Here is a 26135-nt window from a genome sequence, read left to right as displayed (position 1 = left end):
AGCAAGGAACCCCATCATGGAAGAACAAACAGGTTTGTTTCAGGATTCATACATCCTCACCAACGTCAACGATCTGATGAACAAGGTACAGAGCAACAGCATGTGGTACTTGTCCTTTGGCCTTGCCTGTTGCGCAGTCGAGATGATGCAGGCTGCCAGCGCACGGTATGACATGGACCGCTTTGGATTCATGCCACGCGCCAGCCCACGCCATGCAGATTTGATGATCGTTGCCGGCACCCTCACCAATAAAATGGCCCCAGCTCTACGAAAAGTCTATGACCAGATGGCAGAGCCACGCTATGTGATTTCCATGGGTTCTTGCGCCAATGGCGGTGGCTACTACCACTACTCTTATTCTGTCGTGCGCGGTTGTGACCGTATCGTGCCAGTCGATATCTATATCCCAGGTTGCCCACCTACGGCAGAGGCCTTGATTTACGGCCTACTGCAGTTACAAAGCAGAATCAAGCGCAGCAATAGCTTCGCCCGATAATAAAGGCTCTGGTATTTCAGAAATACAGGGAATCATATCCATGACCATTTATCTGCGATATGCCTTCCCATAACTGCCGTCAAGTTTGCCTTTTGCCCAGTCCGCCATCAAATCGTAAAAACCTGGCGTAATACGTGTCTGCTTGCGCGTGCCATCTTTTGCTTCTGTATATTCCCACATGCCGTGACCAGTATCGGGGAAGCGGTAAATCGTGATATTACTGCCCCGGCGACGCAGACTTGAGAGCCGTTCCAAACTCACTGCACCCGGAGCCTGGCGGTCTTCATCCGCGAATACCCACATCTGTGGCACGTCAACTTTGCTCAAGACCTGCATGGGATCAAGCGACCAGTCAATATTCAGCTTGTCGAATTTTGGTACGCCGTTACGGCGCAAATCATCTACGGACATGCTCAGGAACACGCCTGAATATCCGCCCTTTATACTGGTGAACCAGGCTTCTTTGCCAAACTGCTTCTGGATATCAGCAAGCTCATCAAACCCTTCTTTCAAATCAGATCTTGCTATTTTTGCTGTCACATCGGTGACCTTGCTGGCTTTGGCTAGTATGTCGTCGCCATACCCGTGATCGCGTAATTCCTTGCTGACCTGCTCCGCATCCTGCCCCGTAATATCAACCGCCAGGCCAAAGCCAATCCCAAGAAACTCTGCCCTGGCCCGCGCTGCCGCGAGTGGCACTATCCACCCACCCTGACTCAAGCCTATGAGACCAAAACGACCGTAGCGCCCGGCTGCCAGTCGTCTGGCTTCATGCGAAGCTGCTACCAGGTCATCGGCCAGGCGGGGGAAGTTTTGGGTATATTCTCCTTGCGAAAGTCCGGTACCGCGTTTGTCGTACACAAAGACCGAAATACCCCGCCCGAGCATTTGATAAGGGTCACCTGCACGGTCTATCCAGCCAGTGCCTTCTGAGCCATGTGCATAGACGACCAGGGGTGTATTTTTCCCGGCACCGGGCGGCTCCATAGCTTCCATCAAGCGACCTGCGAGTATGACACCACCAGATTCAAATCGCGTGTTCAACTCGGAAATGGCCAGCTTGTTCCAGACCTCATCTCCCCGAACCAGGACTGCATTCTTTCCACATATGAGCGTAGTCCCGGAATCCAGCGTATTGCCAAGCATCCCGTTGTTGAAGCTGTAGTTAAATCCTTTGTCTGCCTTGGTCACGACAACAAATGCCTGTTTGTCTTTTTGAAAAATACCTATCTCACAAGGCGCCGGTATAAAAGAGCTGGACTTCAATACATCAGGCACAGTGATAACCTGTGCAAACAGGATGGGACATGCTAGCGTGCATGCAACAAACAGGATAGAAGATAATATTTTCACGCATTTCTCCAAGAGGAATCAATGCCGTGGATGCTATGCGGTATTGTCGTTGCCAGCTCTTGCAATCCGATGAATGCAAGATTTCGATGACTCAAACCCTGATCAAAGGCTTTGGAATAAATGTAGCGTGAAAAAAAACCAGTAAAACTGCGGGCTGCAGCTTTACTGGTTTAGTTTGGATTTGGCCTGTTTTGGCCTATGCTGACAAGTCGCTTATACCGTTGCCAAATGCGCTTGCAGCACAGAGCGCAAAGTCGCCGTTGGCCGCTGGATCAGTTTGGCCAAGTGACCACTGCCATCATACAAACCACCTTGTGCAGCGCCTGTATCTGATTGCGCCAGGACATGAGCAAAACCTTCTGGCAAACCAAATGACACGAGCAAGTCCTTGTACTCAGTCTCCGCATAGTTCACATAGGCGACAGGCTTGCCTGATAGTTCAGCCAGGGTCGCAGCCAACTCACTGAGAGTGAATGCCTGGTCACCGGCCAGTTCATAGATCTTGCCACCCTGATCATGACCGGTCAGTGCCGCTGCAGCAGCCGCAGCGAAATCGGCACGGGAAGCTGCAGAGAATTTACCTTCACCTGCTGCCCCAAATACCTTGCCAGTTTGCAGCGCCGTGCCCACTGCAGAAAAATAGTTTTCTATATACCAAGCATTGCGCAAGAAGACGAAAGGCAGGCCGCTGTCGCGTATCAGTTGTTCTGTCGCTATATGTTCCTGGGCCAGCAAAAGTGGTGAAGTATCTGCGTGCAGGATGCTGGTGTAAGCAATTAATTCCACGCCTGCATTCTTTGCGGCCTGCACCACATTATTGTGCTGTTCCAGTCTTTGTCCAATTTCGCTGGAGGACACCAGCAAGACTTTTTTCACTCCCTGCAAGGCTGTCGCCAAAGTCTCTGGCTGGCTGTAATCACCCTGGCGAACCTGCACACCACTGGCGCGCAAATCCTCTGCCTTGCTGACATCCCTGACGATGGCAACGATCTGATTAGCCGGGACTGTGCCCAACAAAGCCTGTATCACCAGACGTCCCAATTGCCCACTTGCACCTGTTACTGCGATCATATTTATTTCTCCTGTTATGTGAAAATTCGTCAATATTCATCAAAATTCATCAAAATTCATCAATTTTTAAGTGCAGAATCCCAGTGTTCGTCTGCTTTTCCATCCACTATCCGCCAGGTATCAAACCAGGTGGTGGTGTATAAAAGCTGTCCAGTGGTCTTGTCCCTGACTGGCAAGGGATACATGACTGTTACCAGGTCACCTTCGGCAATGACTGCAACCACAGGTTTCGTCATTTTTTCCGGTATGGGTGTGGCCTGGACTTTTCTGACGTCGATAAAATATTTCACCACGCCAGCAAGGCCGGACGCTGCGTTCGGGTTGTGCTGCAGGTAGCGCTTGGACAGATACTTGTCCGCCAGTTCCCAATGGCCGGCCTCCAGCAAGTCTTTCACGATGTGATAGACCACTTGCTTGTTGGCATGCAGCTTTGGATCACTGCTGCTGAACAGCAGATCAGGGTTTTCGCCCCCTACAACCGGCTCCTGCGCATGGCTGGACGACGGTAGAGCCATCAACAAGGTAGATAAGGTGAGCGCAGACATGGCACCCAGGCCCAGGTTTTTCTTAAAACGGTATATCTGTTTTTTCATGACAAAGTCTCTCCTAGCTTCGATATACTTGTATTAGCGATCGAATCAAGGTCTATAATAGAGACTATGTCTAAAAATTGTAAGGAGGCAGTTTTTCGTGCCAAGGTTACCAAAAGTGAACCCATCTAAAGCGGTGGGGATGGCATCGGATTTTGATCCTGCCATGTGCCCAGTCAGGAATGTGCTTGACCATATCAGCACCAAATGGACGCCGCTGATCTTGTTGACACTGCAAGCGGGCTCTTTGCGCTTTAGTCAGCTACATAAGCAAGTACCTGACATTTCCAAGCGCATGCTAACCCAGTCTTTGCGCGATCTGGAAAGAGATGGTTTATTGAGTCGAAAAGTGTTCCCGACCAAACCACCCAGTGTGGAATATGAATTGACCCCGCTAGGTATCTCGGTCATGCTGCCTTTGGGCGCCCTTGTAGATTGGGCAGACAAGAATTTTGAAAAGATTAAATTATCGAGGCAGGCGTTTGATCAAGAGAATGAAGCTGCGTAAGCCCTGCATAGCACTGACCGAGACTGTAGCAGGCTATCTACGCTTTGTTCAACTCGCGCATGCTATTGATAGCGTCTTCTGACAACCAGACCAGAGTATTCATATACGTCTCGATGCGATCGACCAGCTCTGCTCTTGGGCCATTTTTCCATTCGCTGGAACCATAGAAGGCATCTTGCTCTGCTTCCAAAGCTGCGCGACTGGCATAAGAACGTACCAGATAATATGTCGCTTCTTCATGATCAGAATGTCCGTAAGCGACTACATCCATATTCCTGCTTTTTAGCATGGGTACAGCAACGGTATGCACGGCCTGGTGGAAGGCCTCGGCAACGCCGGGTTTGAGACGATAGGTGCGAATTTCGACCAAGCGGGTCATAGTTTTGCCTGTCAGGGTTCATTTGAGAATCGTCATGCTAGCACAAGCTGCTGGCATCCACTTATCATCAAAAAAACGTACTGACATGGACGAACAAGATCAGTGATGACGCCTATGTCTTCTGCTTATCTTTGCCTTGATTTCTTCTTTATAGCCCAGCAATTTCCCTATATTCAGGGCGTCGGTCCAGCGTGCCGACCCTGCCCGTGCATTCAGCAAAATCATGGTGGCCTTTTTACCTGCCAACTTGACTCGCATGATGAGACAGGCACCTGCTTCATTGGTGAAGCCGGTTTTTGATAGCAGGATGTCCCAGCCTTTTTTACCGATCAGGCGGTTGGTGTTGTGGAATTCACGGCTGAGCCCATTCTTCAGGGTGACGCTGTCTTCACTGTCGGTCGTAATGTCAGTAATTTCCGGATAGCGTGATGCAGCTTGTGCCATCTTCACCAGGTCAGCAGCTGTCGAGGTATTTTCTGGCGACAAGCCAGTCGCTTCGCGAATGACAGTGTGCCCCATACCTAAAGCAATCAATTTGGATTTAACGGCGACCATAAAGGCACCCTGACCACCAGGATAAGTGCGGGACAGAGCAGCGGCAGCACGGTTATCAGAGGACATCAGTGCCAGTTGCAAGGCCTCACGACGCGTCAGGCTTGATCCTATAGGGACATGGGAGCGGCTATGCTTGAGCTGGTCTTTATCCTCTTCTTCTATAGAGATTTTCTCGTCCATATTCGCTTTGCTGTCGAGCAGCACCATGGCTGTCATAAGCTTGGTCAGCGAGGCAATTGGCACGACCGCATCGGCATTTTTTTCCAGCAGCACCTGGCCATTACGCTCATCAACAACAATGGCATTCTGGGCACTTAATTGCATGGCAGACAGGCTGCCACAGTACAACATCAGGACAACTAATAACTTGGGCTTCAACATCTGGGCACATCGATTCTGTCACGGGATTAAACAAATAAGGCTGACGCAAAACTGCTAAGGCAAAAGACTAACTTGAGCATAACAATTTTGCGTCAACATTATAGAGAAAAACCAGCTTGCATACAGGCGGCAAATTTTGCTCGCTACATGCAAACCGGTTTTTTCACAACTGAAGATTACTTACCAGAGTAGATAATATCTGCACGGCGGTTTTCTGCCCACGCAGCTTCATCGCTACCTGTGGCTTTTGGTTTTTCTTTACCCAGGGACACCGCTTCCATTTGCGCTTCAGGCACGCCCAGCAAAGACAGGGATTTACGCACGGCTTCTGCACGTTTCTGGCCCAGCGCCAGATTGTATTCACGACCACCACGTTCGTCGGTATTACCCTGAATCAGGATTTTCTTGCCATTATTGGCACTCAGGTATTTGGAGTGGGCGTTGACAGTACCGCTATACTCAGTTTTGACAACGTATTGATCGAAGTCAAAATAGACACTACGCTTTGCCAATGGACTATTAGGATTATTCAAATCATCAACTTCTGCTTTTAACGGAGCAACTGTACGTGTATCTACTACGGGAGGCTTGGTTGTTGTCTTCGTTTGTTCTGCCGGTTGCTCAGCCACTTTTACTGGTGAACTGCAAGCTGCCAATAAAACTGCTACTGCTACCAGACCGGCGGCGCTTTTGATTGTGTTGATTGCACGCATGTAAATACCCTCTAAATTTTTAATTGGTCGATTCAAACCTGATGCATAAATCAAGCGCTACCAGGTAGTATGAAGCAACGCCATCTTGCCTCAGGAAACTTAGGCGAATCTTAAAAAACCGTGTTACCAGCAATCAAACACAGAGTTTTGTCAAAAATATGAGCGTTTTTCAGCCTGGCAGGGTATGAGAAGCAGGAAACAGGATAATTACTTCCAACCCGCCCAGGGCTGCGTCAGCCAGGCTGATACTGGCATGATGGCGGTCAGCAATCGCCTTGGCGATGGCCAGACCCAGGCCGCTGCCGCTTTTATTGGTACCTGCGACACGATAAAAGCGGTCAAAGATACGTTCACGTTCTTCTGGCGCGATGCCGTCGCCAGTGTCCTGTATAGCAAGCCGCACTCCATCTTTGTCGCGGCCCAGACTGATCTGTACCCTGCCCTCGTCCTGTATATAGCGCACGGCATTGTCGAGCAGGTTGCGTATCATGATGCGCAGGCTTTCGCTATCACCTTGCAGTTCAAGCAGCTCAGTCATTTCTGCATTGATGATGATTTTCCTGGATTGCGCAAAGGGCATGACATCGCTGACTGCCTGTTCTATGCAGGTGTTCAGCGTAATGTTTTGAAAACTCAGGCTGGCTTGTGAAGTCGGGTCTTGCCTGGCCAGCGCCAGCAATTGTTCAACCAGACGAGAAGCACGATCGACACCACCTAGCAGGCGATTGATGGCTTGCTCGTGACTTTTTTCATCCTTGACCCTGCCGAGGTTTTGCACCTGCAAGCGCAAGGCGGTGATGGGCGATCTGAGCTCATGTGCGGCATCTGCAACAAAGCGTTGTTGTGACTGTATCGCCAGACCCATGCGGCTAAGTAGCGAATTCAATTCCGTCACCAGCAGGGAAACTTCTTTCGGCACGCCATCTGACGACACCGGATCAGTCGAATTGGCATTGCGGTTGGCCAGTTCACTACCTATGCGATTAAGAGGTGCCAGCACAGAGTTGATTCCCCACCAGACTGCGCAAAACAAGAGCAGGGACACAGGTATCACCGGCCACAAGGTACTCAGTGCAAAAGATATTGCCCTGTCCCTGCGCGAACCCATTTTTTGTGCGACCTGAATGACGCGCTTGTTTTCTTCTGCGGCATACACGCGCCAGTCGCCGTTTTCCAGCGTCACTGTTGAATAACCTAGCGCAGCTTGCTTGGGCAGGCTGCGGTGCTGGCGTGACTGGTAAACCCTGGCACCATCCTCAGACCATACCTGCACGACAAAATCGAAATCATCAATCTCTGTACCTGGCAGATTATGCCAATCGACCTGGTCAAAATCACCGTCCTGCAAGGCCAGTGCCATTTGCTGCATGTGGTAATCAAACAGCTTGTTGGCTTCGCCGATGGCGGCATGCAAGGAACTGGCAAACTGCAAGGCAGCCGCAGCCAGAATGGCGATGCCAAACAAGAGCATCATTTGCAGGCGCAAAGACTTCATGTGTTTTTCTCGACCACGCTTTTTTCAACCATGTTTTTCTCAACCATATAGCCAACGCCACGCACATTGACGATGAATTTTTGCCCCAGCTTTTTGCGCAGGCCGTGGATATACACTTCGACCGCATTGCTTTCTATTTCTGAAGTGGCACCGAATAACTGGTCTTCCAGACGGCTGCGCGACAGTATGGCACCTGGGCGTGCCACCAAAGCATCAAGTATCGTCCATTCACGCGAAGACAGTATGACTTGTTCTGCGCCGCTAAATACTTGCCGCGTCGTGGTATTGACGACGACATCGCCGCACACGTAAGAAGTATCAGTACGGCCATGTGAGCGCCTTACCAGGGCATGCATGCGGGCGATCAATTCATCCAGATCAAAAGGTTTGACGAGGTAATCGTCTGCACCTGCATGCAGGCCGCGCACCCTATCAGGCACGGCGTCGCGCGCAGTCATTACCAGCACTGGTAATGTGTCACCGCGCTTGCGTAAGGCTTTTAAAATGTCCATGCCGTCGCGCTGTGGCAGACTCAGGTCCAGCAATAACACATCATAGCTATGGAATTGCAGGGCAGCCTCGGCAGCTTCGCCATTGCTGAGCCAATCGACCAGATTGGCTTCGCTTTCCAGGGCAATCTGTATGTTTTCACCTATCATGGTGTCGTCTTCGACGAGCAGGACTTTCATGTTTTGTATGTGCTTGATGTGTGAAAGGACGAGTGAAAGGACGAATGAAACAATAAGTGCAGCGTGATTGTACGCCATGGCCGGATTCAAAAGATATGCTGCAAATCACTTGACAGGCGTCGCCATTTAATCTTTAATTTCTGTAACGACAGAAATTAAAGAAATAAAGGAAAAATAATGGCACAAACACAATTTTCATTACGCAAATGGCTGATACGCTGGCTGTATGCCGCAGCCTTCACTCATTTGCTGATCGGCATCTTGTTGCCCTGGATCAGTGCCACAGGTCTGGTGGAGGTTTATCACCAGCTCATAGAAAGCCATTTCTGGCCACAGGCTGCACCAGATGCGGCGCGCAATATGCAAGTCTGGTGGATGAGTCTGTTTGGCGCTACCGTGCAAACTGTGGGCTTGTGGATGGGGGCGCTGATTTACCTGGGAAACCAGCACCGCAGCCGCTTTGCCTGGCTGTGGCTGATGATAGGCATACTGGTATGGGCACCGCAAGATATGTTGATTTCCATGCAGGCAAATATGCTGATCAATGTCTGGATAGATGCATTCGCGGTGCTGAGCATGATCCCGCCTCTGTTGGTTTTATGGAAAATGGATGCGCCCGTGACTGAAAGAAAAAATTGAAAGAAAAAACTGAAAGAACAGCATGAACCCAGATAGCAAACCCATCCCGTCAGAAGGTGAATTATTCAGGAAAATCCTGGGCAAGGAATGGCTGAAACTGCACCCGGATATCCAGGCAAGGTTTGCCAAAAACCCTGAGCCTGACAAGCCACTGTACTACACTGGCCAGCTCAGCGAACTGAGCTGCTCAAGAATAGGCAAACTCTTGGGTCACCTGACCAAACCGATGATAGCCGGGGCCTTGATCCCTTATACTGATCATGACTTCCCTGTCGATATCATGGTGTATTCCAAGCCAGATTGCCCTTCTATCTTCAAGCAAAGAATATACCGCCTACACAACAGGTCGCCGATACAGTTCACGTCGTATATGCAAGAAAGTGAAAAAGGCGAAGTGCTCGAATATGTAGGCATGGGTCTCGGTATGAAACTAATCTTGCACGTGCATGAAGGCAATCTCTACTTCACCAGCGATGGTTACTTCTGGGATGTACTGGGCTACCGCATACCGATACCCGGAATTTTCACGCCTGGCAAAACTTATCTGTGCCATCGCAATGACAATCCTGAGCAATTCAATATCCGCATAGAAATCAAACACGCCTTGTTTGGCCGCACCTTTACCCAGGTCGGCGTTTTCAAGGAAATTCATCCTGAGGCTGCATCATGAACACCCATCTGCTTGCCCTGCAATTAATGGCCGCACAAGGCTTGCTCGGCGCTTTCGATACCCTGTATCACCATGAACTGACCGAGGCCTTGCCACAACGCGCCAGCGCTCGCAAAGAGCTGGGCATACATGCGACCCGCGCGCTTATCTACAGTTTGCTGTTCGTTGGTTTGTCAGCATGGGCCTGGCATGGTGCCTGGGCCATCGTGCTATTGCTGGTGTTTGGTGTGGAAATAGTCCTGACCTTGTGGGACTTTGTCATTGAAGACCAGACCCGACTTTTACCAGCCACTGAACGCGTGACGCATACCGTACTCGCGATTAACGGTGGTGCCTTTATCACCTTGTTGATATTAAATACGCCTGAGTGGTTTGCTGCTCCTACACAAATGCTATGGCTGCCACAAGGTTGGCTCAGTGTATTCCTGGCCTTATGTGGAGTGGGCGTTGGCCTCTCAGGCATACGTGATGGGCTGGCAGCACTGCGACTCGGCAAACTGGCCGACAAGGATAAACAGGCATCCACCATACATTTCAGCAATCAATCAGAGCAGGTTCTGGTCACCGGTGCCACCGGTTTTATCGGCAGCTTGCTGGTCAAGACCTTACTGGCCGATGGACAGCAAGTGACGATACTCAGCCGCAATCCCAAACAGGCAAGCTGGAAGTTTGATGGCAGGGTAAGGGTCATTGCATCGATGCAGGAATTACCAGTAAATCAACGCATCGATGTCATCATCAATCTGGCTGGCGCACGCATACTGGGCTGGCGCTGGTCAGAAAAACGCAAGGTAGAATTGCGCCATAGCCGCACTGGCCTGACAAAAGAAATTATTGCATGGATCAGTAGAACAGAAAGAAAACCCAGGCTCTTGCTGGCAGCCTCAGCAATTGGCTACTACGGCATACAAGCATCAGGCGATGACAGGGAATTAAGCGAGAGTGCAGCACCACAAGCCATCTTCATGTCAGAACTGTGCCAGGAATGGGAGCAGGCCAACCAGGCCGCCACTATTCACGGCGTCAAAGTCGCCAGGATGCGCCTGGGCGTTGTCCTGGGCCAGCAAGGTGCACTGGGTATGATGCTCCTGCCCATCAAGCTGGGTCTGGGTGGTGCACTGGGTAGCGGCAAGCAATGGCAATCGTGGATACATGTGCACGATGTATTGCGCGGCATTGCCCACCTGTGGCAGCATGAAGCCAGCCTGCCGCCGGACAGTGCTTATAATTTCACTGCACCTGAAGTAGTCACGCAAAAACAGTTCAGCACCATCGCCGCCCATGTCCTGCATCGCCCCAGCTTCTTCCCTACCCCGGGCTGGCCTATGCGCCTGATGCTGGGTGAGCAAGCTGATTTATTACTGGAAGGCCAGCGCGTGGTGCCAGCAAAATTATTGGAAGACGGTTTTGTTTTTGATTATCCGGATTTGCGTAGTGCAATCAACAATCTGGCTTGATGTACATAATTACTTGAATTCGATAAGAATGTCTCGATATGCACAGCCTGATCCTAATGGAGCAAGCCATGTTTTTCCTGCGTCACCCCCAGCCAGTAAGGCCAAGAAAAGCCGTGCCAGAACTACAAGTCAGCAGCCAGACCCAGGTTGCTGACACCAGCACTATTGTTGTTGAACATAGCGAGAAAGATTTGCAGGCTTTGCAAACTCAGCTCAAGGCCAATGTAGCTGGCAAGAAGAAATAAAATGAAAAAACTGCGGCTTTCCTGGAGGGAACCAGAAAGCCGCAGAAACGCGCAAAAACTTGTTTAATCGAGATCGCTCAGGCTAACTAAGACTAACTCAGGCTAACTCAGACAGCGGCCCTCTTCTTCGCCTCTTCCTCATACAATTCTTTTTTGGACAATTTCCCTACCGGGGTTTTTGGTAACTCTGCACGGATATCCATGGCTTGCGGCATTTCATGCTTTCCGAGTCTGTCCTTGAGGAAGTCTTTCAAGTCATCAAAACTAAATGCTGCCTGCCCTGCCTTGAGTTTAATAAATGCTTTGGCAGCTTGCCCACGATATGCATCGGGGATACCAATGACGCTGACTTCGGCGACAGCTGGGTGTTCATAAATCGCTTCTTCTATATTGCGTGGATAGACGTTGTAGCCACCGGACAAAATCATGTCCTTGGTACGATCGACGATATACACAAAACCGTCAGCATCCATATAACCAACATCGCCGGTACGGAAGTAACCGTCAGCAGTAAACGCATCACGAGTCGCCTCTGGTTTGTTCCAGTAGCCTTTCATGATATTCGCGCCGGCCACGCAGATTTCACCGCGCTCGCCCAAAGCCACTTCCTGGCGGGGGTCGTCAATGCTGGCAAATTTAAAGCTGATACCTGGCGTCGGTAAACCACAGGAACCAGCTTTGCGCACGCCTCCCAATGGCGTAAAAGTACCGGTGGGTGAAGTCTCGGTCATGCCCCAGCCTTCGAGCAGGGTACAGCCCGTCAATGCCTGGAATTGTTGCAGCACTTCTGTTGGTAAAGGTGCGCCGCCGGAGTTGCAGAACTTTAAAGCACTAAGATCAAATTCCTTGATCTGCGGATGATTGATGATGGCGGTGTACATCGTCGGTACGCCGGGGAATACCGTGATCTTCTTGTTCGCCAGATCCTTCACCACGGCATCAGCATCAAAGCGGGTATGCAAGACAATCTCTGCACCCAGGCGTATGCCGAACAGCATATCTACTGTCAATGCATAGATGTGGAATAGCGGCAGCACGGCCAGCAGTTTTTCTTTGCCCTCTTCCAGCACGCGCGGCTCGATATTGGTGGTTTCCATGATCTGGCTGCACGCCGTGGTCAGGTTGCCATGGGTAAGCATTGCGCCCTTGGGCAGGCCTGTGGTACCGCCTGTGTATTGCAGGGTTGCGATGGCTTCTTTGGGGTCGATTGCCGGGATGGGTGTGTAGTCGCCGTCATTATCCAGCAGTTTTGCGAACAGTAAATGCTGGGCATCGTCAGGAATAGCACTCAACTGCGCAGCCTTGTCCAGATTCGCCCTGACTGCATCCGGGTAAGGTGTCATCTCCGGGATATTGCCGATGATGAGTTTTTGCAGCCGGGTATGTCCCAGCATTTTTGCCATTTGCGGATACAACATGACCATGTCCAGCGTCACCAGCATATCGGTATGGCTGTCGGCAATTTTATGCTCCAGCACTTTCTCGGCATCCAGCGGCGAGTAATTCACCACGGTGCCACCGGCCTGCAAGATCGCAAAGAAACTGATGACGTAATGCGGTGTATTCGGCAAATACAGGCCCACATGTACGCCGGGCTTCACGCCCAGTTGCTGGAAACCTTTGGTAGCCTGATTCACTTGCTTTTGCAGTTCTGCATAACTGGTCTTTTTACCCATGAATTCTAGTGCCGGTAAGTCCGGCCCTTTGGCGACAGCATCATGCAGTAATTGTGGCACGCTGCTGATGGGCAGGTCGGCGTCCCAGTGTACGCCTGCGGGGTAAGATTTGATCCAGGGTTGTAAGTCGCGCATTTTTGTCTCTCTTTATAAGAATAATTTGAAAATGTCAGCCAACTGGGAAGTTAACGTCGGAAAAGCCCTGCCTCAAAAAGAGGAAGAGCCAATCCGGAACTACCCGTAAATCGCACTTATGAAACTACAAGTAATTATTTTTTCTCCGTATTTTTCTCGGTATATTTCTTCAACTCCATCTTGCCGATTTGATTCCTGTGTACTTCATCCGGGCCATCTGCCAGGCGCAGGGTGCGCGCCTGTGCATAGGAATAAGCCAGGTTGAAATCATCTGACACACCACCACCACCATGCGCCTGTATGGCCCAGTCAATGACCTGGCAAGCCATGGTTGGCGCCGCCACCTTGATCATGGCGATTTCTTTGGCTGCGGCCTTGTTGCCGACCGTGTCCATCATCTGTGCGGCATTCAAGACCAGGAAACGTGCCTGATCGATGAGGATGCGGGCATTGGCAATACGTTCCAGCGTGACGCCCTGGTCGGCTACCCGTTTGCCAAAAGCCACGCGTGTCAAAGAGCGTTTGCACATGTCTTCCAGTGCGCGTTCTGCCAGACCAATCAAACGCATGCAGTGATGGATACGACCAGGTCCCAGACGACCCTGCGCAATTTCAAAACCACGGCCTTCACCCAGCAAGATATTGGATGCTGGCACGCGCACGTTTTCAAACAGCACTTCGCCATGACCATGCGGTGCATCGTCATAACCAAAGACCGGCAAGGCACGCAAGATAGTCACGCCCGGGGTATCACGCGGCACGATGATCATGGATTGCTGTTTGTGACGATCAGCATTGTCAGGATCACTCTTGCCCATGAAGATAAACACTTTACAGCGCGGATCATTGGCACCGGACGACCACCATTTGCGGCCATTTATGACGTACTCATCGCCATCGCGCACTATCGATGATTCAATATTGGTGGCGTCAGAAGAGGCGACTGCCGGTTCTGTCATGGCGAAGCAGGAACGGATTTCGCCGCGCAGCAAGGGCTTCAACCATTGTTCCTGATGTTCAGGCGTACCGTAACGGGCAAACACTTCCATATTGCCGGTGTCTGGTGCAGAGCAATTGAATACTTCTGGCGCCCAGACGGCACGGCCCATGATTTCGCACAGTGGTGCATATTCGAGATTGGTCAAGCCTGCGCCATGGCCAGATTCTGGCAGGAAGAGGTTCCACAAACCGGCATCGCGTGCCTTGGCTTTCAATTGCTCCACGACCTTGGTTGGTATCCAGGCATTGCCTGCCTTGCGGTTGGCAGCGATCTCACCAAAGAAAGTTTTTTCATTTGGATAGACGTGCTCATCCATGAAAGCGATCAGGCGTGCCTGCAAATCTTTGACTTTGGGGCTGTATTGAAAATCCATGATGTGTCCTTTTTCCTCGTTTGTTCAGTTTTTTCAAATGGACATGGCTATGTCCGCTTTACTTTCTTTGTAGTTCGATATTGCGCGCTGTCAGCAATGCTGTTGCGCATAAAACCTCTTTGCCATCACGTACAGAGAAAACCTCTGCGGCACTGACTGTCAATAACTTCCCTTGTGAAACCACACGTCCGCGTGCCCGCAGTTTTTCACCATCGGCGGGGGCGACTATCTTCAAATTACTATCGATGCTGGCGTTGATCCAGCCTGCTGGTAACAGAGTGCTAGCAGCAGCGACGCCGGCAAAATCTGCGACTGCAAATATCGCTGTGGCCTGCATCTTTCCGGGTGCGAAACTGAGTTCTTCGCGATAGGCAATGTCCAGTTCCACTTCACCCGGCGCTATCTTCAAAAACTCTATACCCAGCCATTGCGCCATGGGCATGGCCAGCACCAGGCTCTTCAGTTGCACTGCGTAATCTGGATTGCTAGCCTCGTATGCCGGTTTCATGATCGCGCCTTGTCCTTTTGCCTTATTAACTAACCAGATAACCACCATCAACATTGATGCAGGCACCAGTGGTATAGCTGGATGCATTCGATGCGAGGTACAAGACCGTGCCCGCCATTTCATCAGGTTCGGCAATGCGCTTCATGGGTATGCGTGTCAATGCTCTTTCGAGGATGGCAGGATTGTGGAACAGGGCCGAGGCAAACTTGGTATCGGTCGCGCCTGGCAGCAAGGCATTCACGCGCACGCCCATGGCCGCACATTCCAGCGCGAAGGATTTGGTCATGGCGATGACTGCTGCCTTGGTGATGGAATAAATCCCCTGCATCGCACCTGGCACTACGCCGTTGACGGAAGCGACATTGATGATGCTGCCCCCGCCATGTTTTGCCATCAACTTGGCACCGGCTGAAGACATGAAGAAATAGCCGCGTATATTGACATCCACTGTCTTCTGGAAGGCACTGACATCGGTCTCGGTAATATGCCCAAAGTGAGGATTAGTGGCAGCATTATTGACGAGGATATCCAGCTTGCCATGAGTGGCGGTAATGTCGGCAAACAGGGCATCGATCTGTGCCATTTCACCAATATGGCAAGCACGTGCCTCTGCCTTGCCACCAGCAGCAATAATCGCTGCCACCACGACTTCGCAAGCTTCTGCCTTTCGGCTGCTCACGATCACATAGGCACCGTTGGCAGCCAGGGTCTTGGCAACAGCTTCACCTATGCCACGGCTGGCACCTGTGACCAGTGCGACCTTGCCGGTCAAATCAAACATTGCTGTCATGTCTTGTCTCTCTCGTCTCTCTTGTTTTTTAAACGTAGGTAATTGCTTTGGGGTTGTTCAATATTTCAAGATGTGAAAAATTATTCAGATAAGCCAGCGCAGGACGCAACATGCCTTCGGCTGTTGGCTGCAAATGAAAACGCGTGACCGCACTATTGACCAATGACCAGTTGAGTTCAGCAAAACGTGGATCAGGGAAACCCAGCACATGCTGGCACAAGGCCGAGATCGTGCCGCCAGAAGTGAAGACGACGATGTTCTTGGCATCATCCGCAATTGCCAGTTGCTTGTGCATGGCGATAACGCAGCGCTGGCGGAATTCATTCCAACTTTCTACATACTCAGCATCATGTTCGCCTGACATCCAGCGGCTGATGGCCTGGGCAAAAATATCCTGGAAGGCTTGCTTGCCGTTCGGCGTATTCATGAGGAAATGCTTGACGGCTGCCGGATCATCAAAAGCAGGTACGTGCCGTGCCAGCACTTCATGGTGGTTGTATTCATTGAAACCGGCATCGCAATGCCAGGCAGAGGTATCCAGCGCATCAACATCCTGTTGCAGCATTTCAGACAAACAGGCTTGCGCAGTTTGCTGGTGACGTTTCAGCGCGCCAGTGACGACACGAGATACCTGCATATCACGCGCTGCCCACCAGCGGCCCAAATGCCTTGCCTGCTGCTCGCCCAGTTCAGACAATTGGTCATAGTTCTGGTTGCCGAATGAAGCCTGCCCGTGCCTGACCAGATATAAAGCTGCCATTACTTCCTCTGTGAGATATCACTTATAAATTGATGAACAAAGTGTAAGCCCGGGACTATAATTGATCAAATGAATAGTTATTATCAAGATTAATTAATCCCATGCATTTATCACGCGTCGATTTGAATTTGTTCACTGTCTTTGTTGCCATCTATACCGAGGGCAGCGTGACCCGCGCCAGCCAGCAATTGAACCTGACCCAGCCAGCCATCAGCCATGCGCTGAACCGCCTGCGGCAATTGTTCAACGACCCTCTGTTTGTACGCCAGGGTCAGATGATGGTATCGACCCCGCTGGCGCGCAGCATCATAGAACCTGTACGGCAAGCCCTGCGTGGGCTGGAAGTGACGCTGACCGAAAATGACAAGTTTGACCCGGCACTGGCTAGCAAACAGTTCAATCTGGCCTTGCGTGATGTGTTGGAATCGACTGCCCTGCCGCCGCTGATGGAGAGCATTACGCGGCAGGCGCCACAAATCAATCTGGCAGCAATACAGGTAGAAAGGCGGGAACTGGTCAGTGAGCTGGCCGCAGGTAGCCTGGATCTGGCGATTGACATGCTGTTGCCATTACCAAATGAAATACACCGCCAGAAGGTGGTACAAGGCAATACCGTTGTACTGGCCAAGCGTAATCACCCCATCATACAGGGCAAGCTGGATCTGGACACTTATATGCAGGCTGAACACATACTCGCCAGTTCACGCCGTAAAGGTATGGGTCTGGAAGATTTTGAACTGAGCCGCCTGGGCTTGCAAAGACGCATACGCCTACGCTGCCAGCATTATTTTGCCGCTTGCAGGGTAGTCAGCCAGACAGATTTACTGCTGACCATGCCGGAAGGCTATGCGCGTATTGCGAATGAACAATTCGACAATCAGATATTGCCACTGCCAGCGGCCATGCCCTCATGGGATGTGTATTTGTACTGGCACCAGAATGTGGAAAATGACCCGGCCAATCGCTGGTTGAGACAGCAGGTGATAGAGGCGTTTCAGGATCAGACGGTGTGATACCGGAATGGGCCTGCATTCAACTCAAATGGAATGGGATTATTTGCCAGCCTTAGGTTCGTCTGGTAACAGACAGGCATCGATAATTTGCAAATCATTATCTTTAGCAAAGCTGACGACGAAATGATAAGCCAGCGGTTCGATTTCACGTATGGCTTCATTCACCACGACAGAACGCACGCCATTCAACAAGATCGGACGTACATAAGGTGAATACTGCAAGTGTGAATTTCTGCCACCGTCAGGGCTGAAACAGGACATGGCTCCGCACAGGCGCTCTGCCCAATCGCTGGGGCGAAATTGTTTTCCATCGCTGGTTACACCCTGGATGAAAAACTCGCGTACTTGTTGCGTTTCTTTGGAATCGGCCATGTGCTCGGCTTGCAAAAGCAAGAGTGAATTAAGCTTAACATCATTATGTAATACCAAGCTTTCAATATACTTCCATATTATATCTTATAGAAGACTTGAATCAAAACTGGCATCGCTGATATATCTGGCTTTGATGCATAGCATGCAATCTTATTGAGCCACTATAGTGCATTTTGAGAGGGAGTAAAGAAAAGTCAGCACAAGGCTTTGCCTGATTGACAAGCACTGTATTTATCAGCGAAGCACAAACCGCAGGAAGAGAGTTGGCGTTTAATAAAAATTGATGCATCTGCCGTGTTCAGGCATTACATCATTGAATGCAAAATGCATATGCCCTTACAATAAAAAAACGCATCCATTCGTAGCAAGCTTCTGATTACACAATATGATCCCTTATTTCACAAAAGAACAAGTCAGCATCGCCCTGCCCTATGCAAAACTGATACCCGCATTACGCCTGGCATTTACGCAAGAAGTCATTGCGCCGAAACGGCATGCTCACAACCTGTCTGAAGCAGATAATTCCAGTTTGCTACTGATGCCGGTCTGGCAGCCGCAAGGGCAACTGGGTGTGAAGCTGGTGACGGTGGCACCAAAGAATACAGACATGCCAACCGTGCAAGCAGTCTTTGTTTTATTTAGCACTAAAACAGGTGCACCGCTGGCCTTGATGGATGGTGAGGAATTGACTTTGCGGCGCACCGCTGCGGCCTCGGCTCTTGCATCTTCTTATGCATCCCGGCACGATGCACGGCATTTGCTGTTGGTTGGCAACGGCAGCCTGGCACCCCATATCGCGATTGCACATTGCCAGACCAGGGCAATTACTGATATCAGCATCTGGGGCAGATCCGTAGAGAAGTCAGCAGGTGCCGCGAAAATAATACGCGAGCATACAGAATTCCCGGCACATATCAGAGTACATGTCAGGGAAGACCTGGCAGCAGCTTGCCATGAAGCCGACATCATTTGTTGCGCGACCACCAGCAAGACACCGGTTGTGTTGAGTGACTATGTCAAAGCGGGAACGCATCTTGATCTGGTAGGTGGATTCAAGCCAGATATGCGTGAAGTGGATGACGAGCTAATGAGCAGAGCCACCGTGTTTGTCGATACTTATGCAGGTGCCCTGGCTGAGGCAGGAGATATCACACAAACACTGGCGAATGGCAGCCTGGCAAAATCAGCGATTGTTGCGGAACTGGCCGAGCTTTGCGCTGATAAGCACCTGGGCCGCAAGAGCAATGCCGAGATCACTTTGTTCAAGTCAGTGGGAACGGCAATCGAGGATTTGTGTGCAGCGAATTTGGTGTGGTCGAGACAATATTGAGGTTGGGCCCGGCCCAACCTACGAGATAATATACATTCCACAAAGCCATGGACCTTGCTAAACCCGATTTTAGTTCTTAGGAAACCCACCCAACAAAGCCGCACGTTTTTGTGGCTTGGCTGGTGTGCTGGCATTTGATGGTGATGCCATCGACGCTGTCGTATTGTTGCTGCTTGAACTCGCACCTGAACTTGGTTCATAAGGCTTGAGGAACCACGGATCGACTTTCTCTTTCGGTGGTTGATAGCTACGCGCTGGGCGCTCGCTTCTTTCACCACGGTCAGACCTGTCAGCGCGGTCACCACGACCGGAACGATCGCCTTGCTCGCCCCGTTCACGCGGTGCACGATGTTCTGGCTGATGCACGGACGTCGCGACAAAACCGGCCAGATTCAGGCGCACGATTTTTTGCTTGATCATTTTTTCTATGTCGATCAGCAAACGTTCATCCTGGTCAGTATGCAGGGAAATTGCATCCCCCTTGGCCCCGGCACGACCAGTACGGCCTATGCGGTGGACATAATCTTCGGCGTTATACGGCAAATCAAAATTGATGACGCAAGGCAGCTCGGCAATGTCGAGACCGCGCGCAGCAACGTCAGTCGCTACCAGTACTTCAACTTCACCCTGCTTGAAAGCCTCAAGTGCAGCCATGCGTTCTTGTTGTGACTTGTCACCATGAATCGCAGATGCTTTGACACCTTGCTTGACCAGATGCACAGCCAGGCGTGACGCACCTATCTTGGTGTTGGAAAACACGATGACTTGCTTCAGGCCGCGTTCACGGATGATGAAGGATACGGCATCACGTTTTTCTTCCGTCGATACCTTGTACAAAATCTGCGTGACATTATCGGCAGTAGCATTGCTGCGTGCCACTTCTATGGTTTGCGGATTGGTCAGGAAACTGGCAGCGAGTTTTTTGATCTCTTGCGAGAACGTCGCAGAGAACATCAGGTTCTGGCGCTTTTTAGGCAGCAGGTTGATGATGCGTTGCAGGTCAGGCAGGAAGCCCATGTCCAGCATGCGGTCAGCCTCGTCCATGACCAGTATCTGGACCTGTGACAGGTTGACGGTTTTTTGCTGTACGTGGTCGAGCAAACGACCAGGCGTGGCAATCACGATCTCGACGCCGTTACGCAAGATTGCCGTCTGCGGTGCCATGTCCATGCCACCAAATACGACGGTAGAACGCAAGGGCGTGTGACGGGAATAAGCCTTGACGTTTTCTGCGACCTGGTCAGCCAGTTCACGTGTCGGCGTCAAAATCAGTGCGCGCACAGGGTGGCGTGCCGGCGAAGCACTGCTGCTTGCATGGGCCAGCAACAACTGGATGATAGGCAAAGAAAAACCTGCAGTCTTGCCTGTGCCGGTCTGGGCTGCGCCCATCACGTCACGGCCTTGCAAGACAACTGGAATAGCCTGTTCCTGAATTGGAGTTGGATGCACATAACCCTGATCTGTCAGGGCACGCAAGATTTCTGGCGCAAGACCAAAATCGGCAAACTTTACCGTAGGGGTAGCTTGCTCATCAGAGGGTGTAACTGGGGACTTGATATCAGTCATGGTAGTTGGTGGGCCCAGCAGGACTTGAACCTGCGACCAACGGATTATGAGTCCGCTGCTCTAACCAACTGAGCTATGGGCCCAATTCTTTCTGCAAGCTCTGCCTGCTTTAATCTGAGGTTAATCCAGTTTGGAAAAATACTTCAGGTTTTGCAGGTAAAGCCAGATGATGCCGCCTGCAAAAATTGCGCCAAATTTCAGCACAACAATTTCAATGGGCACCGGAAAACCGACGCCCATTATATAACATTAATTACCTTCGAGGAAGCTCTTGAGCTTATCCGAGCGTGATGGATGGCGTAATTTTCGCAAAGCCTTAGCCTCTATCTGGCGAATACGTTCTCTGGTCACGTCAAATTGTTTACCTACTTCTTCAAGGGTATGATCCGTGGACATTTCAACGCCAAAACGCATGCGCAATACTTTTGCTTCGCGCGGCGTCAAAGAGTCGAGCACGTCTTTTACTACATTGCGCATCGATGCATGCAGAGCAGCATCGGCCGGCGCCAATGTGTGATTGTCTTCGATGAAATCGCCCAAGTGGGAATCATCATCGTCGCCTATCGGTGTCTCCATGGAAATCGGCTCTTTCGCAATCTTCATGATCTTGCGAATTTTATCTTCCGGCATTTCCATCTTGATCGCCAGCGTTGCAGGATCAGGCTCTACACCTGTCTCTTGCAAAATCTGACGCGAGATACGATTCATTTTATTAATCGTTTCTATCATATGCACTGGAATACGAATCGTGCGTGCCTGATCGGCGATAGAACGGGTAATAGCCTGGCGTATCCACCATGTTGCATAGGTCGAGAATTTATAACCACGACGGTATTCAAACTTATCGACTGCCTTCATCAAACCGATATTACCTTCCTGAATCAGATCCAGGAATTGCAAGCCACGATTCGTGTATTTTTTGGCGATGGAAATCACCAGACGCAAGTTGGCCTCAGTCATTTCACGCTTGGCTTTGCGTGCCTTCATTTCACCGGCAGACATCTTTTTGTTGATGTTGCGCAGATCAGGCAAAGGCAAAACTACGCGAGATTGCAGGTCGATCAGTTTCTGCTGCAGTTGTTGCACTGAAGGGATGTTACGGCCCAGCACAGCACTGTAGGAATGACCAGAATTTACTTCGCCCTCAACCCAGCTCAGGTTGGTTTCATTACCAGGGAACACCTTGATGAAGTGGGAACGTGGCATGCCGCAACGATTAACGACAACTTCGAGTATCTGCTTTTCTACATGGCGTACTTCATCTACCTGACCACGCAGGGTGTCGCACAATTTCTCAACTACTTTCGCGGTAAAGCGTATGCCCAGCAATTCGCTGGAAATGGCTTCTTGCGCCTTGACGTAAGTTTTGGAGTTGTAGCCCTCTTTTTCGTAGGACTTGCGCATCTTGTCAAAATTCGTTGAAATGATTTCGAATTTTGCCAGGGCATCACGTTTCAATTGTTCGAGTTGTTCAGCAGAGATTGCAGCTGCGCCAGCGGCACCGCCATCATCGTCTTCTTCTTCCTCTTCTTCCTCTTCGTCCTCTTCATCTTCTTCAGACGATTCTTCTGCAACCACAACTACCGGCGCAGCCTGTTCATCCGCATTCGGATCGACCAGACCATCGACGATTTCATCGATCTTGATTTCATCGGCAGCGATACGGTCAGCCGCAGCGAGGATTTCTGCAATCGTGGTTGGACAGGCAGAGATCGCCTGTATCATGTCTTTCAGGCCTTCTTCGATTTTCTTCGCGATGACGATTTCGCCTTCGCGCGTCAGCAACTCGACCGAACCCATTTCGCGCATATACATGCGCACAGGGTCAGTGGTGCGACCAAAATCAGAATCAACCGTAGAAAGTGCAGCCTCAGCAGCGGCTTCAACTTCATCATCATCGGTCGTGACAGTGACGACGTTATCCGACAACAACAGGGTTTCAGCATCAGGGGCCTGCTCATACACGGCCACGCCCATGTCATTGAAGGTACCAATGATGCCTTCAATGGCTTCAGGATCGACAACGTTTTCTGGCAAGTGATCGTTGATTTCTGCGAACGTCAGGTAGCCACGGTCCTTACCCAGCTTAATCAGGGTTTTCAGTTTCTGGCGACGGCGTTCGAGTTCTTCTTCAGTAGCCTCAGGATCAGAAGAGAAGGCATCTTTGAGCAAAGCCTTTTCTTTGGCCTTGCGGTCTTTTGCCTTGGCCTTGTCTATGGCTTTCATCTCGGCGCGCTCTACTGCATTGAGCGCGGCGATTTCTTCATTCTCAGGCTGGTATTCTTTTGGCTTGCGACCACGGCGACCAGGCACCTTCACCCCGGGCAATACATAGCCGGAGGTGTCAATGGCGGCAAGCACCGCAGCATCGGTCGTCTGGCTTACTGTAGGCGCAGAACCGGTTTTGATTTCCTGCACCTCTGGTGCAGCTTTCGCTGAATTCTTGGTTGGCTTAGTCACTGTCTTTGAATCGGTTTTGTTAATTGTCACAGAAGCTTTCGATGATACGGATACTGGTTCTGGCCGGGCTGCAGATGCACTCCTGGTTTTTCCACTGAGCTGGGATTCGGCCGCTTCTGCTGGCTGATTCCCTATTTTTGCCGGTGGTGTCGCATTCTTGCCGCTCACTTCCTTACCAGCCGTTTTTGTCGCAGACGCGGATATTTCATCCGTGTCTTTGGCTTTTGTTGCCGTTTTCAATACTGCTTTACTTGTTGCCTGCTTTGTTGCCTGTTTCACCTGGACGGTCTCGGCTGCCAGTGAGGTCTTTATCACTTTAGGCGCTTTAACGTCTTTCGCAACCCCTTTTTGCTCCGCTGTTTTGTCTGTTTTACTGACTGTCACAGCCTTACTACTCGTACTCCGTGCAATAGACGCTGCAGCCGTCTTTGCCTTGGTGCCAGCACTTGCCGCGGTTTTTACCGCTTTGCTCGTTGCAGTGGCAGGTGCCTTTTTCGGTACGCTTGCCACGGCTTTTGTTACCGTAGTGGACTTCAGGGTTTTCGCGGGTTTCTTCATTGCGCTAGCCATTGAATCAAACCATCCGGAACTGAGGAAGTCGCCTGTGGGCACATCACAAAAAAGAAAATGCGCTGCCAGCAGATCTGGTGATCGGCATCGCAGAGCAAAATCTGGTTTGTTGCAGACTTCCCGAGTCTCAGCGCCAGTGTTTTGGGTTACTCGGAGGAGCATTACGCTCACCTAAACAACACATTCTGTGCAAATGCAAAAAAGCTTCGCCCAGAATGAAACAACCTAAGACCTTGAATCGAAAGCCTTTAATTATACCATGCGAACCTACTTTACTCCAGCCTAAGACTGTGCTTATATCAACTTAGTGGCAATTTGGTGAATAAATTTTAGGCAAATACTGGATAAAAAAGAGGCAAAAACACCACTTTGCGCTACGCCAACTTGTCAAACTATTTAACAAATAATTAAATAATTTGATCCTGACCTTGATTCCAATAGCAGAAATGAAGCCAAAACTGGAAATAACAAGACCCCGACGCAAACTGTCATGACAGTTACGAACTGGAAAAAGTTCCAACGTTGGAAATTGCTTTTTATTTAACGACGCGCCGCTTCTTCAGCAGCTTGCTTCTTAAGCTGTTCTTGCAATTGCCCAATTTCGCGGTAACGCGCCATGTCTTCAGGAGTACGCAAGCCACGCGCAGCCAGGTTCTCGGCCTCGGCACGCAAGACTTGATGGCGCATTTGCCGCAGAGCCCCGGCCAATTCCAGCCGGACAATATCGATATCAGTCTCTGCCTGCTCAGCAATCTCGGCAATCAGCGCATCAAAATCCGAACCCAGGGAACGCAATTGCTCAGCCAGCGCAGCAAACTGGGCACTTTCACCCATGCTTTGCGCCGTAAATACCAGGCTGCGCAGCATATTAGCCCCATCGGGTGACAACGCCGCCGCATCTGCCAGCACGCTTTCATCCAGCATCACCGCCAGTGAAGGATGCGCAACCAGGATGCGCATGATCTGCAACTCCAGGCCAACCGGTGCATTGCGCTTGCTTTTGGGTGGAGCCAGCTTGACGCGGGCCACTGGCTGACTGAGTTCAAACATGGTTTCAATTTCAGCCGGGCTGGTTTGCGTTACCTGCGCCAAATTGCGCACCAACTGCAAACGCATACCGGATGACTGCATGGCCTGTAACAGAGGCTTGGCGTCAAACTGCGTGCGGGCGCGCCCTTCTGCAGTATTTAAATCATTGTCACCTATCATTTCGCGCATAAAGAATTGCGACAGCGGCATCGCATCGCGCACTTCCTGCTCAAAGGCATCGGCACCAAATTCGCGGATATAGCTATCGGGATCATGTTCCTTGGGTAAAAACAGAAACTTGATGACCTTGTCGTCATTCGCATGCGGCAGACAGGCGTCGAGTGCACGCCTCGCCGCGCGGCGACCGGCGCTATCACCGTCAAAACTGAAGATCACATGATCCGTCTGGCGCAAAAGTTTTTGCACATGGGTAGGCGTACACGCCGTACCCAGGGTTGCCACCGCTTGCGGAAAACCCATCTGCGCCAGCGCCACCACATCCATATAACCTTCAGTGACCAACACATAGCCGGCTTCACGTATGGACTGGCGCGCCTCAAACAGACCATATAACTCCAGGCCTTTTTGAAATAACGGGGTTTCTGGCGAGTTCAGGTATTTGGGCTCGCCCTGCTCCATGATGCGCCCACCAAAACCTATGATCTGGCCTTTGGTATTACGTATGGGGAACATGACGCGGTCACGGAAGCGGTCATAACGCTTGCGACCGCCGCCCTCTTCTTCACTTTTATCTATAACCAGACCAGCTTCGACCAGGGCGGGTACATTATAGTCAGCGAAAACGCTGCGCAAACCATCCCAGGCATCTGGCGAAAAACCAAGACCAAAGCGCGCCGCTATTTCACCAGTCAAACCGCGCTTCTTCAGATAAGCGATGGCCTGCGGCGCAGTACGCAATTGCTGTTTATAGTATTCACCTGCCTTGGTCATGACCTCTGACAAGGCCAGGCTTTTTGCCGTAACTTCTGCCCTTTGCGCGGGCAAGAGCCGGTCTTCTTCCGGCACGATCATGCCATTGTTTTGCGCCAGGTCGCGGATGGCATCCACATAACTGAGGCCAGAATATTCCATCAGGAAACCGATGGAACTGCCATGCGCACCGCAACCAAAGCAATGATAAAACTGCTTGGTCGGACTGACGGTAAAACTTGGGGATTTTTCGTTATGAAAGGGGCACAAACCCATGTAGTTTGCGCCACCTTTTTTGAGCTGCACGTATTTACCCACCACGTCAACAATATCAACGCGGGCCAGTAAATCCTGTATAAAACTTTGTGGTATCAAAGCAGGA

The 26135-nt window shown here is 50.8% G+C and carries 25 protein-coding genes and 1 tRNA gene; 8 read left to right on the top strand and 18 right to left on the bottom strand.

Annotation, left to right across the window (positions count from 1 at the left end; translation table 11 throughout):
• Positions 1-16: 16 nt before the first annotated feature.
• Positions 17-496, top strand: a complete 480-nt coding sequence (locus ACO0LL_RS21105) for a NuoB/complex I 20 kDa subunit family protein (RefSeq protein WP_422952780.1) — start codon at positions 17-19, stop codon at positions 494-496.
• Between the two features lie 48 nt (positions 497-544).
• Here the strand turns inward: ACO0LL_RS21105 and ACO0LL_RS21100 are convergent, their stop codons facing one another.
• From ACO0LL_RS21100 to ACO0LL_RS21090, 3 genes are all read right to left on the bottom strand, one after another.
• Positions 545-1849 (bottom strand): alpha/beta hydrolase family protein, encoded by a 1305-nt coding sequence (locus tag ACO0LL_RS21100; protein ID WP_422952779.1) that lies wholly within the window; start codon positions 1847-1849, stop codon positions 545-547.
• 213 nt (positions 1850-2062) lie between these two features.
• Entirely contained in the window at positions 2063-2920 is an 858-nt protein-coding gene (locus ACO0LL_RS21095; protein WP_422952778.1) for an SDR family oxidoreductase, read from the bottom strand.
• Between the two features lie 59 nt (positions 2921-2979).
• Positions 2980-3513 carry a nuclear transport factor 2 family protein gene (locus tag ACO0LL_RS21090; RefSeq protein ID WP_422952777.1) on the bottom strand — a complete coding sequence of 178 codons (534 nt, stop codon included), beginning with the start codon at positions 3511-3513 and terminating at the stop codon, positions 2980-2982.
• Between the two features lie 115 nt (positions 3514-3628).
• Between ACO0LL_RS21090 and ACO0LL_RS21085 the strand changes: the two genes are divergently transcribed.
• The gene (locus tag ACO0LL_RS21085; RefSeq protein ID WP_422952776.1) at positions 3629-4018 is read left to right on the top strand and encodes a winged helix-turn-helix transcriptional regulator; all 390 of its coding nucleotides are present in this window, start codon (positions 3629-3631) and stop codon (positions 4016-4018) included.
• Positions 4019-4055: 37 nt separating this feature from the next.
• Here ACO0LL_RS21085 and ACO0LL_RS21080 read toward each other — a convergent pair whose 3' ends face one another.
• The 5 genes from ACO0LL_RS21080 to ACO0LL_RS21060 form a co-directional block, all read right to left on the bottom strand.
• Entirely contained in the window at positions 4056-4397 is a 342-nt protein-coding gene (locus tag ACO0LL_RS21080; protein ID WP_422952775.1) for an NIPSNAP family protein, read from the bottom strand.
• Between the two features lie 99 nt (positions 4398-4496).
• Positions 4497-5333: a serine hydrolase gene (locus ACO0LL_RS21075; protein WP_422952774.1), complete on the bottom strand. Its 837-nt coding sequence runs from the start codon at positions 5331-5333 to the stop codon at positions 4497-4499.
• A 176-nt stretch (positions 5334-5509) separates the two neighbouring features.
• Positions 5510-6046: a peptidoglycan-associated lipoprotein Pal gene (gene pal / locus ACO0LL_RS21070; protein ID WP_422952773.1), complete on the bottom strand. Its 537-nt coding sequence runs from the start codon at positions 6044-6046 to the stop codon at positions 5510-5512.
• A gap of 169 nt (positions 6047-6215) precedes the next feature.
• Positions 6216-7541: an ATP-binding protein gene (locus ACO0LL_RS21065; protein ID WP_422952772.1), complete on the bottom strand. Its 1326-nt coding sequence runs from the start codon at positions 7539-7541 to the stop codon at positions 6216-6218.
• Entirely contained in the window at positions 7538-8230 is a 693-nt protein-coding gene (locus tag ACO0LL_RS21060) for a response regulator (protein WP_422952771.1), read from the bottom strand. The genes ACO0LL_RS21065 and ACO0LL_RS21060 overlap by 4 nt, the downstream gene beginning before the upstream one ends.
• Positions 8231-8407: 177 nt before the next feature.
• Between ACO0LL_RS21060 and ACO0LL_RS21055 the strand changes: the two genes are divergently transcribed.
• The 4 genes from ACO0LL_RS21055 to ACO0LL_RS21040 all read left to right on the top strand — a co-directional run bounded on the left by ACO0LL_RS21055 (position 8408) and on the right by ACO0LL_RS21040 (position 11241).
• Positions 8408-8869: a cell division protein gene (locus ACO0LL_RS21055; protein WP_422952770.1), complete on the top strand. Its 462-nt coding sequence runs from the start codon at positions 8408-8410 to the stop codon at positions 8867-8869.
• 22 nt (positions 8870-8891) lie between these two features.
• Positions 8892-9539, top strand: a complete 648-nt coding sequence (locus tag ACO0LL_RS21050) for a DUF4166 domain-containing protein (protein ID WP_422952769.1) — start codon at positions 8892-8894, stop codon at positions 9537-9539.
• A complete protein-coding gene (locus ACO0LL_RS21045; protein WP_422952768.1) occupies positions 9536-10996 on the top strand; it encodes a TIGR01777 family oxidoreductase in 1461 nt (486 codons plus the stop codon). Before ACO0LL_RS21050 ends, ACO0LL_RS21045 begins: the two co-directional genes overlap by 4 nt.
• A gap of 68 nt (positions 10997-11064) precedes the next feature.
• Positions 11065-11241 carry a hypothetical protein gene (locus ACO0LL_RS21040; RefSeq protein ID WP_422952767.1) on the top strand — a complete coding sequence of 59 codons (177 nt, stop codon included), beginning with the start codon at positions 11065-11067 and terminating at the stop codon, positions 11239-11241.
• Between the two features lie 107 nt (positions 11242-11348).
• Here ACO0LL_RS21040 and ACO0LL_RS21035 read toward each other — a convergent pair whose 3' ends face one another.
• The 5 genes from ACO0LL_RS21035 to ACO0LL_RS21015 all read right to left on the bottom strand — a co-directional run bounded on the left by ACO0LL_RS21035 (position 11349) and on the right by ACO0LL_RS21015 (position 16483).
• Positions 11349-13052, bottom strand: coding sequence for a long-chain-fatty-acid--CoA ligase (locus ACO0LL_RS21035; protein ID WP_422952766.1), 1704 nt, complete (start codon positions 13050-13052; stop codon positions 11349-11351).
• 134 nt (positions 13053-13186) lie between these two features.
• Positions 13187-14425 (bottom strand): acyl-CoA dehydrogenase, encoded by a 1239-nt coding sequence (locus ACO0LL_RS21030; protein WP_422952765.1) that lies wholly within the window; start codon positions 14423-14425, stop codon positions 13187-13189.
• Between the two features lie 58 nt (positions 14426-14483).
• Positions 14484-14933: a PaaI family thioesterase gene (locus tag ACO0LL_RS21025; protein WP_422952764.1), complete on the bottom strand. Its 450-nt coding sequence runs from the start codon at positions 14931-14933 to the stop codon at positions 14484-14486.
• A gap of 25 nt (positions 14934-14958) precedes the next feature.
• Positions 14959-15723, bottom strand: a complete 765-nt coding sequence (locus tag ACO0LL_RS21020; RefSeq protein WP_422952763.1) for an SDR family oxidoreductase — start codon at positions 15721-15723, stop codon at positions 14959-14961.
• Positions 15724-15751: 28 nt separating this feature from the next.
• Entirely contained in the window at positions 15752-16483 is a 732-nt protein-coding gene (locus ACO0LL_RS21015; protein WP_422952762.1) for a histidine phosphatase family protein, read from the bottom strand.
• 101 nt (positions 16484-16584) lie between these two features.
• Here ACO0LL_RS21015 and ACO0LL_RS21010 point away from each other — a divergent pair, with 101 nt between their 5' ends.
• Positions 16585-17496 carry a LysR family transcriptional regulator gene (locus tag ACO0LL_RS21010; RefSeq protein ID WP_422952761.1) on the top strand — a complete coding sequence of 304 codons (912 nt, stop codon included), beginning with the start codon at positions 16585-16587 and terminating at the stop codon, positions 17494-17496.
• Between the two features lie 39 nt (positions 17497-17535).
• Here the strand turns inward: ACO0LL_RS21010 and ACO0LL_RS21005 are convergent, their stop codons facing one another.
• A complete protein-coding gene (locus tag ACO0LL_RS21005; protein ID WP_422952760.1) occupies positions 17536-17868 on the bottom strand; it encodes a DUF3579 domain-containing protein in 333 nt (110 codons plus the stop codon).
• 385 nt (positions 17869-18253) lie between these two features.
• On the opposite strand from ACO0LL_RS21005, the gene ACO0LL_RS21000 reads away from it, so the two are divergent.
• Complete coding sequence (locus tag ACO0LL_RS21000; RefSeq protein WP_422952759.1) at positions 18254-19198, top strand: ornithine cyclodeaminase family protein; 945 nt, start codon at positions 18254-18256, stop codon at positions 19196-19198.
• 69 nt (positions 19199-19267) lie between these two features.
• On the opposite strand, the gene ACO0LL_RS20995 is transcribed toward ACO0LL_RS21000, so the two are convergent.
• From ACO0LL_RS20995 to dnaG, 4 genes are all read right to left on the bottom strand, one after another.
• Entirely contained in the window at positions 19268-20764 is a 1497-nt protein-coding gene (locus tag ACO0LL_RS20995; RefSeq protein ID WP_422952758.1) for a DEAD/DEAH box helicase, read from the bottom strand.
• 6 nt (positions 20765-20770) lie between these two features.
• Positions 20771-20847: transfer RNA gene (locus ACO0LL_RS20990), tRNA-Ile, on the bottom strand.
• A 166-nt stretch (positions 20848-21013) separates the two neighbouring features.
• Positions 21014-23182 carry an RNA polymerase sigma factor RpoD gene (gene rpoD / locus ACO0LL_RS20985; protein ID WP_422952800.1) on the bottom strand — a complete coding sequence of 723 codons (2169 nt, stop codon included), beginning with the start codon at positions 23180-23182 and terminating at the stop codon, positions 21014-21016.
• Positions 23183-24334: 1152 nt separating this feature from the next.
• On the bottom strand, positions 24335-26128 hold the full coding sequence (gene dnaG / locus ACO0LL_RS20980) for a DNA primase (RefSeq protein ID WP_422952757.1): 1794 nt from the start codon (positions 26126-26128) through the stop codon (positions 24335-24337).
• Positions 26129-26135: the final 7 nt, after the last annotated feature.

This window comes from Undibacterium sp. TC4M20W (assembly GCF_049340245.1).
Classification (GTDB): Bacteria; Pseudomonadota; Gammaproteobacteria; order Burkholderiales; family Burkholderiaceae_D; genus Undibacterium.
This window is presented reverse-complemented; position numbering and strand designations above follow the sequence as displayed.